Genomic DNA, 12,145 nt, shown 5'->3' with positions numbered 1-12,145 from the left:
AGAATGAGTACGCTTACACAGGAAAAACGCAGCGAGCTAAAGACTCTTATCGGAGAGGAAAAGGTATTTTTTCGGGACGAGAACAAAATGGATGCCGCTACGTTCCTGTCCTACGGCACGGATCGGACGAAGGTATACCGTCCCGACTTCGAGATTCTGGTATTTCCGAAAAACACTCAAGAAGTTTCGAAAATCGTAAAATTCGCTTATCAAAACGACCTAAAGATTGTTCCCTCGGGAGGTCGCACCGGTTATGCGGGAGGAGCCGTCGCAAAAGGCGGAGAGATCGTACTCTCTTTGGCAAAAATGGACCAAGTCCTAGACTTCGATCCGTTCTTCGGTTCCCTGAAAGTCCAAGCGGGAATGATCACAAAAAACCTCCATAAGGAAGCGGAAGAAAGAGGATTTTATTTTCCCGTGGATTTTTCCTCCACCGGTTCCTCCCATATCGGAGGGAATATCGCGACGAACGCGGGAGGAGTCAGGGTCGTTCATTACGGCCTGATCCGTCAGTGGGTCCTCGGTCTTACCGTCGTCACCGGTACCGGTGAAATTCTGGAATTCAACGGGGAAATCCTGAAGAATAACACCGGTTACGACCTAAAACATCTTTTCATAGGTTCGGAAGGAACCCTGGGCGTCATCACTGAATGCGTTCTGAAACTCACCGGAAAACCTTCGGATCATAGGGTGTTGTTCTGTGCGGTTCCGGATTTCGCTTCCATACTGGAACTATTCAAGGAAACCCACAGGATTGACGTCCCCGTTTTGGCTTTCGAATTTCTGACCAGATACTGTCTAGATAAGGTAATTGATCACCTACACGTTCCCGATCCGTTTCCGGAGAATAGTCCATATTACGTTTTAATGGAATTCGAAATCACCGACGAAAGGGAAGAGGAAAAACTGTTCTCCTTTTTGGAAACGGTTATGGAAAAAGGGTTCGTCACCGACGGTAGCCTTGCCTCCAATTCACGCCAGGCGGAAACTTTTTGGAAATACCGAGAAGGAATCAGCGAATCCATTTCCATAGATTTTACCGTGCATAAAAACGACATTTCTCTACCCCTCCGGAATATGAATCCTTTCCTTGCGGAGATGGAGTCCTTGTTAAAGAACGAATATCCCGGTTTCGAAATCGCATTGTTCGGACATATCGGAGACGGGAATTTGCATTTAAACATCGTCAAACCTAAAGATCTTACCGACTCGGACTTCTTTTCCCAATGCAAGAAAGTGGACCCTGCGATGTTCGAATTGCTCAAAAAGTACCACGGCTCCATAAGTGCAGAGCACGGAATCGGGCTCTTAAAAAAAGATTTCCTACATTTCTCCAGGAGCGAAGCGGAAATGGAAATCATGGGGCAGATCAAGAAAGCGCTCGATCCGAAAAATATATTGAACCCGGGAAAAGTATTGCCTTGAGCGGAAAGTCCGTCGCATCGATCTCGAGAGGAATCTTTAGAACGTTTACCGTACTCGCCTGGATCATATTCGCGGCCTTGCAATACAACGATCCGGATCCCGAAGTTTGGATCTCGACCTATTTGTCGGTGGTCCTACTCTATGCCGCGGAATGGTTCTCTTCGTTTCGGACCGTGGAACGAAGACGTTCGCTCGCGGGGATTTCCAGAGCCTTAGGTGTCGGCTATTTCGTTTGGGCGCTTCTTGCCTTTCGAGAAGATCCCAGAGTCGACTTCGATTCCGAAATATTTCGGGAGAGCATGGGCCTCGTTCTCTCTTCGATATGGCTTCTCATCCTCCCTCTCTTTCAAGGTAGATCCGAGGAATGATCCTCCGATTGTCGGTCTGGGTCTCTATTCTGATCCTAAGGCTGACATACGGAACCGTGCGATGGACGGAGATCAGGATCCCGCATGCAACCCGGGAATGTTTCCGAAAGAAGAGCGGACTCTTACTAGCCATCTGGCACAATCAAATCCCTTTTTTAATCGACTTCACCTCCTCGTATCTGGTCAAGCAGGTGGGATTGAGAATCGTACCTTTGGCTTCACGATCGAAAGATGGAGAATTGGTCGCACGGGTACTGCATCACTTCGGGATCAGATCCAAACGAGGATCTAGTAGACGGGGTGGAGCCTCCGGTTTAAGAGCACTAGTGGAAGAAGCGAAAAACGGAGGAGTCTCCCTAATTACTCCCGACGGGCCCACCGGTCCCGTGTATGAACTCAAAGCGGGTATCGTCCAATTGGCCTCCATAACTGGATATCCGATCGTCGCCTATTCTGCGCAATACGACCGCTACTGGACTACGAATAGTTGGGATAGGATCAAGGTCCCGAAACCCTTTTCTCGGGCCGTAATCACCTGCAGCGAACCCTTCTTCGTCCCGAAGTTGAAAGGGGAAGAGCAATTGGAGAAATGGAGACGAAAATTGGAGCTTTTTCTGCTGGAAAATTGCGGAATCTCCGAGGCTGAGGCCGAAGCGTTGCGACAAGAAGTGCTCGCCATAAAGGAAAAAGCGAACCGAAGAGAATGAAGGCAATCAGGTAAGAATTCCGGGAATCCGACGGACTTCGAATTCTCTTAAGGGACAGGAGGAATTTCCTCCTCTTTGATTCTATAAAAACTCCAGTGCACGATGAATAACCTGGACAAGAGCAGATAGAGAGATTCACCGTAGGTTCTCTCCGTGGTTTCCGCCATAGCCTCGAAGGCTCCGATCAATTCTCTTAATATTTCTCGATCTCCGGGGTCGGTTACCAAATTCAAATCCACTTGGGAAAGATCTTCGTCCGGCGGAAAAGCTATATCGTTGGATTCGAGTAGAATTTCCAAAAGTTTTTCCCCTTCTATTACCACCGACTCCGCAGTCTTCTCGGCCGGTTCCGGTCCGTGTAAAAGGGAAAAAACTCCGTCCGCCAATTCTAGAATCAACCCACCTAATACCATATCGTTTCCGGACTCGAACGTATCCGAAATCGTTTCGAATTTTTGTTTTAGTAACGTACGTACTTTTACGAAGGATTCCGCCGCATAATCCATCTCTCCTTCGTCCATAGCCTCTTCGAATCCCTGCAACCAATCCGGGCCGGTCGGATCGAAACTATCCCAATCCGCCCATAAGGATTCGCAGGCCAAAAAAACCTGGTCCGCTGTAGTACCGACATGTTTGTACGTCGTAACTACAACCGCGAGTTGCGCGACCGCCTCGGACCACTCGGTTCCCTTTACGTTATTCATAGTAGGATATACTAACCGAAATAAAGTTTCAGAAAAGCAAGATTCCTTTGCGAAGAAAAGAAACCTTCCCATTACCCCGAAAGGGGTAGCAAAAGAACCTACAATTTAGGCAAAAAGAATTTGTACCTTAAACGTTTCGGAGGATAAAGGAACTTTAATAATCGATCGGTCCGAGCGGAGCGCTCAAATCCAATCGTTGATCGCCGAAGCGACTTCCTGAGCTTTTTCTATATGCAACGCGTGTTTTGCGGAAGGGATCCAAACCAAGTCGCTCCCCTTTAGATAACCGTGGATCTTCTTTACCATGCTCGGATACGTAATCGGGTCTTCTTTACCCGATATGATGATGGATCTCAGTTTGATTTCCGAGATCCGCTTTCCTAGAAAAATTTCAGCTTCTCGATCGAGAGTGTTTCGGGTAAGAAAACGGTACGGCTCATCGTTCCAACTCGATAGAAGGATTTTTTTCGTAAAGGAGCCTAGACTCGGAGAAGATTCATGATAGAGGGACGCAAAAAGCCTTTCGATCTCTTCAAAGTTCTTTGGAAACAATAACTCCCGCATCTCGTCCCGCTTCGGATGAGGAATTCCTCCCGGAGCGAGAAGCACGAGCTTTTTGATCCGCTTTTCCCGCTTTGCGTCCAGAAGAGCGATGTACATCGCGATCAGACTTCCCATGGAATGCCCGCCTAGCACAAGATCGCGCAAATCCATTTCTCGGATGGATTCGTAGATCAGGTCCGCAAAAACGTCGACTTGATAAAGATATCGGATCGGAGGCATAGGACTCAGACCGAAACCGGGAATGTCTGGCAAAAGGATCGTATAATCTGTACGCAAAAAAGGAGCCAATTTGCGGAATCCGGAAGAGCTATCGAGAAGTCCGTGCACCAACAAAAGGTTTTTCTTGCTTCCCGAATCCGCCTCTCTCTTCAGATAGAAAAGCTTGTGCCCTCCAACATCAGAGTATACTTTCCGAAAACCCAATTCGGACTCCATATACCGGATCTTGTTTCGAACGTAGTTTCGAAGAAAAAAACGATAAATGAAATCCATAATTTTACGCTATGATTTATCCTGCGTTTCTATTATCAAGGATTCCTGCGTTTTTCGAAACGACGTAACTTGGATTAAAATCTGACCGATTATTTTCCGATACTAAAGCATCCTCATGCGAACCCAGGAACTCCTTCCCATTTTGGAAAACGCCTTCTTTCCCGCGCAAGAAGGGATCCTGATCCTCGAGCCGAAAACCTACAGTATACTTAGTGCGAATCCCAAAGCGACGGAGATTTTGGGCTATACCAAGGACGAACTCCAAACTCTTTCTCTTAGCAAACTTCTCTCGCGACCGGAACGAATCGGAAACCACATTTTAGGTGCCGAAGAATTAGGCATTTCTCTGCTATGGAACCTGAGAAAAAAAGACGGCTCCATGACCCTCGTGGAATTTACGATCAATGCCTTGCTTCCCGATTCAAAGGCGCCGCTCGTCTTTCATATATATAAAAGATCCGAGGTCCGGGAGACGGAATTACGACTTTATTATCTGCAGAGCATCTTGAGAAGCCTACGCCTACTGAAACTAAATTTGAGATCCTTGAGATTGAGTTCCGCTTCCACACTTTTCCAAAAAGTCTGCGATACTCTGCGGGAAAATCCGCATTACAGTTTGATCTGGGGATTTTATCGCAGAGAGGACGGCACCGACCAAGTGATCGTTCAATCCGATTCGGAGGGGGAATGGAAAGAGCGCTTGGAAAACTCCTGGTTAAAGGAGGAAAATCCCTCCCCCATGCGAAGCCTCGTGGAAAGTAACGAACTTTTTGTGATACACGAGTTCGGCGGAAAATCTTTTCCGGAATGGGAACGGAACCTGGGAACTTCCGATTTCAGAAGGTCCTTAAGTCTGGTGGTTAAAGAGGAGGACAAAATCGTCGGCGGAATAGAGATCCTTTCAAAAGAGAATATGGCCTTCGATTCCGGCGAAAATTATCTTTACTTGGAAGTCATAGAAGATCTGCTTTCTTCCCTGCAGTTTATCCGGATAGAAAAACAGAGAAGGGAAACAGCAAAATTGCTCCAGTTCCAAGGAGCTCTATTGAATTCCATCGAAGTCCCTTTATTGTCCACGGACGAGGAAGGTTTTATCACATACGCAAATTCGAATATAGCGAATTTATTGAATATTCCCAAGGAGGAGACCCTTGGCAAACAGATTCGAGACCTACTCAGGCTGGATGCCGAATCCGCGGACAGGGTATTCCTCGGATCGAAAGCGGAAATACTTCTCGGAAATTCAGTGGACGGAGAAATTCCGTTTCTTCTCGTGTCTTCCTCCTTAAAGGACGATTACGGCAACCGGATAGGAACGATCGTATTATTGCTAGACATCACCGAGCAGAAGAAAAACGAGGAACTGATACGCGCCTCCGAACTGAAACTCCGCAACCTATTCGCCTCCATGAATAATGGAATCGTAATATTAAATCCCCAGGGAACGGTGATGGAAGTCGCTCCGATCCTGAAATTTTTCCTCTTCCAATTCCTAAATGTGGCTCCCGGTGACAGTTTTCCGGAGCTTTTCGCCGACGAGATCAAAAACGAAATCATCGAAAAACTGGAGGAATGCGTAAGGATTCAGAGACCGGTATATTACGATTTCTCGATGGCATTATTGGGAGAGGAGGAGAACTTCTTTTCCGTAAAGTTCATTCCTCTGAAAAAATACCAGGACCTTCCGATAACGGCCATGTTAATCTTTTCGGACGTAACCCAGACCAAGCTCCTGGACAGACAACTCTACGAGACCGCAAAGTTCGCTTCGATTGGCGAAATCGCCGCAGGGATCGCGCACGAAGTCAACAACCCTCTCCAATCTAGCCTTCTCTATCTGGAAGATCTGTTGGAACACGAGGATCCGGATCCCGACGAGCGCAAAAAAGTATACAGAAGAATAGAAGGAGCAGCCATCAGAATCCGCGATCTGATTAAGGGGCTCCTGGACCTAGGAAGAAGGGCTCCCAGAAAAAAGGAACTCGTCTCCCCCTATTTCATCCTCCTCAGGGCCTGCGAATTGATCGAGGTCAGTTGCAGAAAAAGCGGCATCGAATTGAAACGGATCACCAGCCCGGAGCTTCCTCAAATTCATGTAGCTTGGCAGGAAATCGAGCAGGTACTGATAAACTGTCTCGTTAACGCGGTAAACGCGATTTCGGAAATGGAACATAAACCGGAATCCCCGTCCATACAAGTTTCTGCGCGAAAAGAAATGTATTTGAACACAGAGACGGTCGGTTTTACCATTCAAGATAACGGTCCGGGAATGAGTCCCGAAGTTGCAGAAAAGGCCTTTCTTCCTTTGTACACGACACGTAGGACGAAACAGGGAACCGGATTGGGCCTTACGATCTCTCAAAGGATCGTGGCCGATCACGGCGGGTCCATACAATTGGAATCGAATCGGGGGCAAGGTACCAAGGTTACGATCCGAATCCCGGTGGGAAAGACATGAAGGATCTATAGAAAGACGACATGACCGAAAATCATCCGAATGTTCTCGTAGTCGACGACGAATCGGAAATCCGAACGGCTTTAGAAAGGGTTATTTCTCGGGAAGGATATAATGTATTCGTAGCCGAAGACTTCACGTCAGCGATGCAGATCGTCCGCGAAAATCCGATAGATATAGTGATCTCCGACATCATGATGAGCGGAAAAGATGGATTGGAAGTCGCCAAGGAGATCAAAAAATACAATTCGAACATTCCTGTGATTCTGATCACGGGAAATCCCCAACTTCATACCGCAGAGGAAGCGCTTAGAAATAAGGCCTTCGATTATATTTCCAAACCGGTGACCCGACAAAGCCTCCTGGTGGTTTTGGAAAACGCAAAAAAGGAAAAGCAGGAAAAGGATAGAAAGTCGCGGAAAATCCTTAAGACTGTTCGGGAAAAGACCCATCTCGCGCAGCAATTCAAGGATTTAAATTATAGAAACAGTCTGATTTTGGAAACGACCGGGGACTGCGTGATCACTCTGGATGAGACTCTTATTATCCGGGCCGTGAACGAAGCCGCTCTGCGGCAGTTTCAGTACGGCGAGGAAGAGCTAGTCGGACAACAGGTCGAACTCCTGATTCGACCTGCCAATCGCGACTCCTACCTCGAACGGATCGAAAAGCTCACACACAGAAAATCCGAACATAAAATCGCAAGACTGCATAATGCGGAACTCGTCAACCGCAAGGGAGAATCCAGGACTTTCGATATCTCCGTCTGCAGATACGTCATGAACGGTAGAACCTACTATACGGGAATCGCAAGGGACGTGACCCAGAAGATACTAATTTCCGAAAAACTAATAGACGCGGAAAGAAGGGCATTTTTGACAACGATCGCGTCAAGCATAGGTCATGAGATCAATAACGCTCTTACCGCGATACAAGGTTTTATCGAAGTGGCGCGACTCCCCGATTCCGACGAGAATCTTAAAGATAGAGCCATACAGGTGACCTGGAATCAGATCACGAAACTGAAAAATTTGACGTTCAACCTTCTCCAATTGGGAAAACCGGGAGAGATAGGAAAGGAAAAGGAGATCCTGGACCTGAACGAAGTCGTGGAATCGGTCATAGAAGTCTTCAGAAAAGCCTCTCGTCTCAAGGAATGTGAAATAATATTCCAAAAATCTAAAGAAATAGTGCAGATCTTATCCAATTCGGACCAGCTCAGCCTGCTGATCTCGAATATAGTATTGAATTCCGCGGATGCCACGGCAAACAAAGGTAGAATCCAAATTTCCGTTTTGGAACGGAACCACCACCCGATGATCAGGATACAGGATAACGGAATCGGAATGAGCCAGGAGATCTTGAGAAAGATCTTTCAACCGTATTTTACCACTAAAAAGACGGGCCAGGGTACCGGTTTAGGAATGTTCGTCGCAAAAGAAATCGCGGATCTTTTCGGAATCAGGATCGAAATCGATTCGGAACCGGATAAGGGGACGGAATTCCGCTTGGTATTTCCCGACAAACTGGCGAACTAGGCCAAGTTGTCGCCATGTCACAATCCATTGGAGAAGTCGAGCTCCGATTTTTAGTCCAGGACGGAAAGTTCCCGCTTAAAATAGAGGAGCTTACTCCGGAAGCTTCTGCCCGCAGATATTATAGGGTTTTTTATCCGGGGGATTCCAAAATCCTATGTAAAGACGTACGCTTTCAGCACGACTTCGTCGATATAGGAAACTTTCTTCGATCGCACGGCTTCCGCGTACCGGACGTATATAAAACCGACTTGATCCACAATCTGACCCTACTTTCCGATGAAGGCGATAAGGACCTGACTTTCGTCAAAGACGACGGGGAATATAGGGAATACCTGGTAAAATGCGTGGAACTCTTAGTGGGGCTGCAAAAGCTCGAGCCGGAAGCTCCCGTTTCCGGCAGGGAATTCGATTACGAAAAACTCCGCTCGGAGAATCAGTTTACGTATACCTCCTTTCAACAATTCGCAAAACGTTTCGGATTAAAGACGGATCTCCGCGCGGAAGTGAAAATATTCCTGGACGAGGCGGCGGCTTTTCTCGCCGAATATAAGATAAAAGTCTTCTGTCATCGGGACTTTCATGCAAGAAATTTAATGCTCTCCCCTAAAGGAGAGATCACCATGATCGATTTTCAGGACGCCAGAATGGGGACTCCTTTTTACGATCTTTCTAGTCTGCTTTATGATGCTTACCGTTCCATACCTTTCGCTATGCGAAGAGGGTTGTTTCTTCTTTTCATGAAACTCTCCGATGCGCAATTTCCACGATCCAAAGAATGCTTTTATCTGCAGAGTCTCCAAAGATCCTACAAAGCCTTGGGCTCGTATTTTATGCTGATCGCCGAGAAAGGCCAGGACAAATACAGAACGAGCGTGCTATCCTGCTTGGAGAATCTACTGGAAATCGCGCAAGTCGGACTTTTTCCGGACCAGTTGTTTCTCTTCTTCCATTTTCTAAAAAAGGAACTTTCCGGCAACGCCGCATTCTTGGAAAAGCTGGAAGGAATCCCGGATGAACGATAAGGCCTTTTTTCCTTGCGCCGGATTCGGCACCAGGATGAAGGAATGGACAAAGGAAGTGCCCAAACCCTTACTCCCGATCGCAGGTGTTCCTCTCGTCTATTATTCCTTTTATTGGGCGAAGAGATGGGGCGTAAAGGAAGGGATCGCGAATTCGCACTATTTGGCCGAAGAATTGGAAAAGAATCTGAAAAAATTCCGGACTTTTCCTCTCCGTATTTCCCGAGAAGAACCTAGAATCCTCGGAACAGGCGGAGGAATCCGAACCGCTCTTGAAAGATTTTGGAACCTGGAAGAGGAGTTCCTGATCCTGAATCCGGATTTTATCCTATTTCCTGACGTCGGTTTTTCCCCCTGGCCGACTCTGGCGGAAAAAGACGCCTACGATTGTATTTTATATTTATCTAAAATTCCCCCGGATGCGAATTATACGGGCCTCTCTCTAAACCATGACAAGGTCGAATTCTCTCCCGGAGGCTATTTTTATATAGGTCTTTCTTGGATACGGGGAGAATGCTTAAGAGAACTGAGCCCGAATAAACCTTACGATCTAGCCGACACGTTCAGAAAACTAGCGAAACAAGGAAGACTCGGAGGCAGAATTTTTCCGGGAGAATGGCTGGACCTTGGGGAAAAAGAATTCTATGAAGCGGCTCGGAATACCGACTTCGGAAACAAATTGGGCTCCGAGTGGAAGGAATTCTTATCAACCGTAGCTTGATCTTGTTTCGCGGTGCAGAGTGATCTTGAAGCAAAGAGCCGGAGGAAAGTTCTACACAGTCGCTAATTATTTTAGTTAGATAAAGACCGCAGGGGAAACTTTGAATTTCTTTCCTAATGCCTTAATCTGACGAATATTTAATTCTCTTTTGCCATTTAAAATCTCAGAGACAACTCCCTGACTACCCAGTTCCGGAATGTCCTTTTGAGTAAACCCGTTCTCTTCCATGAAATACTTTAATACCTCAATAGGGCTTGCATCAATAATTTCAAAGTTGCTTCTTTCGTATTCCTCAATGAGATTTCCGACTGTTTCCATTAAAGGAGCCAATGGGTGCTTTTCGTTATTACCTACCTCATCTATTAATTCATCAAGAGCTTTTAATAACTTTTTATATTGTTTATCAGAATGAGGAATAGATAGAAGATCTTTAACTTCTGGCCAAACATTTCTTACACGCTCTAATTCAAGAATCATATACTATTATACCTCCTTCCATTTTCCCTTATCATATTCCGAATGTGTTAAAACATATCGAATAAAGACTTTCTTTCTATTGTAATGAATTGCAGAAATTAATCTAAAATGATTCCCGCCAATATTAAGGACTGTAAATTTACCTACCTGACCCGCACTTTTAAATACTTTTCTTAATTCGTTGAAATTCTTAAAATCCGTATTTTGAACTATTTTAAACCAGCTTTTGAGAGAGGATCCTGAGTTTGGATGTTTAATGACAAAATCTGAGATCTTTTTCCAGCTAATTATATGCACTTAGACGAAAGAATATCTCAAAATGAGATACGGCAAGTATTTTTCTTTTAAAAATGAGTTTTCAGCAAATTCCTCTGCATCTCCCCTAGAACCGCTTCCTCCTGTCCGACCGGATTTCAATTCAATCCGAAATGGGAGGGAAAAATCCGAAAAAGCGTACACCGCTGGGGTCTAAAAGGGGACGCTGGAACATATATGCCCGATTTTACCGTACTAGTGACCGAAGCAGCCCAAGGGGATGAAACCGCTTTTACCGAATTGGTTTCCAGGTTCGAAAAATATGTCCGCAGTGAGGCCGGAAAACGGATCCGGGACGAGGCAAAGGCGGAAGATCTAACTCAGGAGGTCTTTCTCGAAACCTGGAAGGTGCTGCCCAATCTGAGACAGCCCGAGGCCCTTCCTTTCCTACTCCGACGACTCGTAGTCAAGCATTCCGATCGAATTCTTAGAAGGAAGGATCTGATCTCCGGAGAATTCCGTCCCGAGATTACCATTTCTTCGAATTCGGATCCGAACGAAGATCTCTGGAGAAAGGAGGTACTGCAAGCCCTGGAGGAACTCCCCTCCGAGGAGAGAGAACTTTTAAATCTCAGATATTTCGGAGAATTGAGTTATGAAGAAATCTCGGAAAGAACGGGAATTTCCGGAGGAAACCTGAAGAATCGCCTGCGAAGAAGCAAAGAATTATTGAGAAAGAATCTGCTGACCAAATCGGATCGAAAAGAATGGCTTGAAGTCCTTCACAAACCGATGGCCATTGCCTCTTAGGAAAAATGCATGGAAACACCCGTTTTACCCGAAAATCTTCCGCTCGGAATCCGCTTAGACGAAGGCCATCTCAAGGAAAGAAAAATATTCCTTTGGGGACAAGTAGACGACGCGTCCGCCAAACATGTGATCGATCGACTTCTCTATCTTTCTTCGGAGGATCCGAAAAAGGATATCACCTTGGTCATCAATAGCCCCGGAGGAGCAAACACTTCCGGAATGGCGATTTTAGATACGATGAAAGCCGTCCCGAACGACATTCGCACCGTATGCATGGGCTTGGCGGCGAGTTTCGGCGCCTTGCTTCTTCTTTCCGGAACCAAAGGAAAAAGATCCGCTATGGCCCACAGTCAAATCATGCTTCACCAGCCTCACGTACCGGGTCGCATGGAGGCAAAGGCAACCGATCTAGGAATCTTCGCAACCATGGTGGAACGCGAAAAAAAAGAGATCAACAGAATCATCTCGGAACAAACCGGACAACCCTTGGAAAAAGTGGAAATCGATACGGACCGCGACTTCTGGCTCTCTGCGGACGAGGCCGTGGAATACGGGATCTTGGATTTCGTTTTTAAAAGCTGGGTCCCCGCGGAAAAAGAGACGAATTAAA

General features: G+C 46.4%; 13 protein-coding genes. 9 read left to right on the top strand and 4 right to left on the bottom strand.

Going from position 1 to position 12,145, the window contains the following annotated elements:
- Positions 1 to 3 precede the first annotated feature (3 nt).
- The 3 genes from EHO60_RS07990 to EHO60_RS07980 are packed head-to-tail and all read left to right on the top strand — an operon-like array spanning position 4 to position 2,500.
- The gene (locus tag EHO60_RS07990) at positions 4 to 1,425 is read left to right on the top strand and encodes an FAD-binding oxidoreductase (protein ID WP_135767599.1); all 1,422 of its coding nucleotides are present in this window, start codon (positions 4 to 6) and stop codon (positions 1,423 to 1,425) included.
- On the top strand, positions 1,422 to 1,793 hold the full coding sequence (locus tag EHO60_RS07985) for a transmembrane 220 family protein (RefSeq protein WP_210409327.1): 372 nt from the start codon (positions 1,422 to 1,424) through the stop codon (positions 1,791 to 1,793). The genes EHO60_RS07990 and EHO60_RS07985 overlap by 4 nt, the downstream gene beginning before the upstream one ends.
- Positions 1,790 to 2,500: a lysophospholipid acyltransferase family protein gene (locus tag EHO60_RS07980; protein WP_135767598.1), complete on the top strand. Its 711-nt coding sequence runs from the start codon at positions 1,790 to 1,792 to the stop codon at positions 2,498 to 2,500. Before EHO60_RS07985 ends, EHO60_RS07980 begins: the two co-directional genes overlap by 4 nt.
- A gap of 47 nt (positions 2,501 to 2,547) precedes the next feature.
- Here the strand turns inward: EHO60_RS07980 and EHO60_RS07975 are convergent, their stop codons facing one another.
- Positions 2,548 to 3,204 carry a hypothetical protein gene (locus EHO60_RS07975; protein ID WP_135767597.1) on the bottom strand — a complete coding sequence of 219 codons (657 nt, stop codon included), beginning with the start codon at positions 3,202 to 3,204 and terminating at the stop codon, positions 2,548 to 2,550.
- Between the two features lie 183 nt (positions 3,205 to 3,387).
- The gene (locus tag EHO60_RS07970; RefSeq protein ID WP_135767596.1) at positions 3,388 to 4,260 is read right to left on the bottom strand and encodes an alpha/beta fold hydrolase; all 873 of its coding nucleotides are present in this window, start codon (positions 4,258 to 4,260) and stop codon (positions 3,388 to 3,390) included.
- Positions 4,261 to 4,375: 115 nt separating this feature from the next.
- Between EHO60_RS07970 and EHO60_RS07965 the strand changes: the two genes are divergently transcribed.
- The 4 genes from EHO60_RS07965 to EHO60_RS07950 are packed head-to-tail and all read left to right on the top strand — an operon-like array spanning position 4,376 to position 9,993.
- Positions 4,376 to 6,718 carry an ATP-binding protein gene (locus EHO60_RS07965; RefSeq protein ID WP_135767595.1) on the top strand — a complete coding sequence of 781 codons (2,343 nt, stop codon included), beginning with the start codon at positions 4,376 to 4,378 and terminating at the stop codon, positions 6,716 to 6,718.
- Between the two features lie 20 nt (positions 6,719 to 6,738).
- Complete coding sequence (locus tag EHO60_RS07960) at positions 6,739 to 8,253, top strand: hybrid sensor histidine kinase/response regulator (RefSeq protein ID WP_135767594.1); 1,515 nt, start codon at positions 6,739 to 6,741, stop codon at positions 8,251 to 8,253.
- 14 nt (positions 8,254 to 8,267) lie between these two features.
- On the top strand, positions 8,268 to 9,275 hold the full coding sequence (locus EHO60_RS07955) for a phosphotransferase (protein WP_135767593.1): 1,008 nt from the start codon (positions 8,268 to 8,270) through the stop codon (positions 9,273 to 9,275).
- Complete coding sequence (locus EHO60_RS07950; protein ID WP_135767592.1) at positions 9,265 to 9,993, top strand: sugar phosphate nucleotidyltransferase; 729 nt, start codon at positions 9,265 to 9,267, stop codon at positions 9,991 to 9,993. Before EHO60_RS07955 ends, EHO60_RS07950 begins: the two co-directional genes overlap by 11 nt.
- A gap of 75 nt (positions 9,994 to 10,068) precedes the next feature.
- Here EHO60_RS07950 and EHO60_RS07945 read toward each other — a convergent pair whose 3' ends face one another.
- Together EHO60_RS07945 and EHO60_RS07940 are read right to left on the bottom strand one after the other, a co-directional pair.
- The gene (locus tag EHO60_RS07945; RefSeq protein WP_135767591.1) at positions 10,069 to 10,470 is read right to left on the bottom strand and encodes a helix-turn-helix domain-containing protein; all 402 of its coding nucleotides are present in this window, start codon (positions 10,468 to 10,470) and stop codon (positions 10,069 to 10,071) included.
- A 6-nt stretch (positions 10,471 to 10,476) separates the two neighbouring features.
- Positions 10,477 to 10,767 (bottom strand): type II toxin-antitoxin system HigB family toxin, encoded by a 291-nt coding sequence (locus EHO60_RS07940; protein WP_210409326.1) that lies wholly within the window; start codon positions 10,765 to 10,767, stop codon positions 10,477 to 10,479.
- A gap of 195 nt (positions 10,768 to 10,962) precedes the next feature.
- Here EHO60_RS07940 and EHO60_RS07935 point away from each other — a divergent pair, with 195 nt between their 5' ends.
- Positions 10,963 to 11,535, top strand: coding sequence for an RNA polymerase sigma factor (locus EHO60_RS07935; RefSeq protein ID WP_135767590.1), 573 nt, complete (start codon positions 10,963 to 10,965; stop codon positions 11,533 to 11,535).
- Between the two features lie 9 nt (positions 11,536 to 11,544).
- Entirely contained in the window at positions 11,545 to 12,144 is a 600-nt protein-coding gene (locus tag EHO60_RS07930) for a ClpP family protease (RefSeq protein ID WP_135767589.1), read from the top strand.
- The last annotated feature ends 1 nt before the right edge of the window (position 12,145 follow it).

Source organism: Leptospira fletcheri, assembly GCF_004769195.1.
GTDB classification, from domain to species: domain Bacteria; phylum Spirochaetota; class Leptospiria; order Leptospirales; family Leptospiraceae; genus Leptospira_B; species Leptospira_B fletcheri.
The sequence above is the reverse complement of the archived record's forward strand: the minus strand, read 5'-3'. Positions and strand labels throughout refer to the sequence as shown.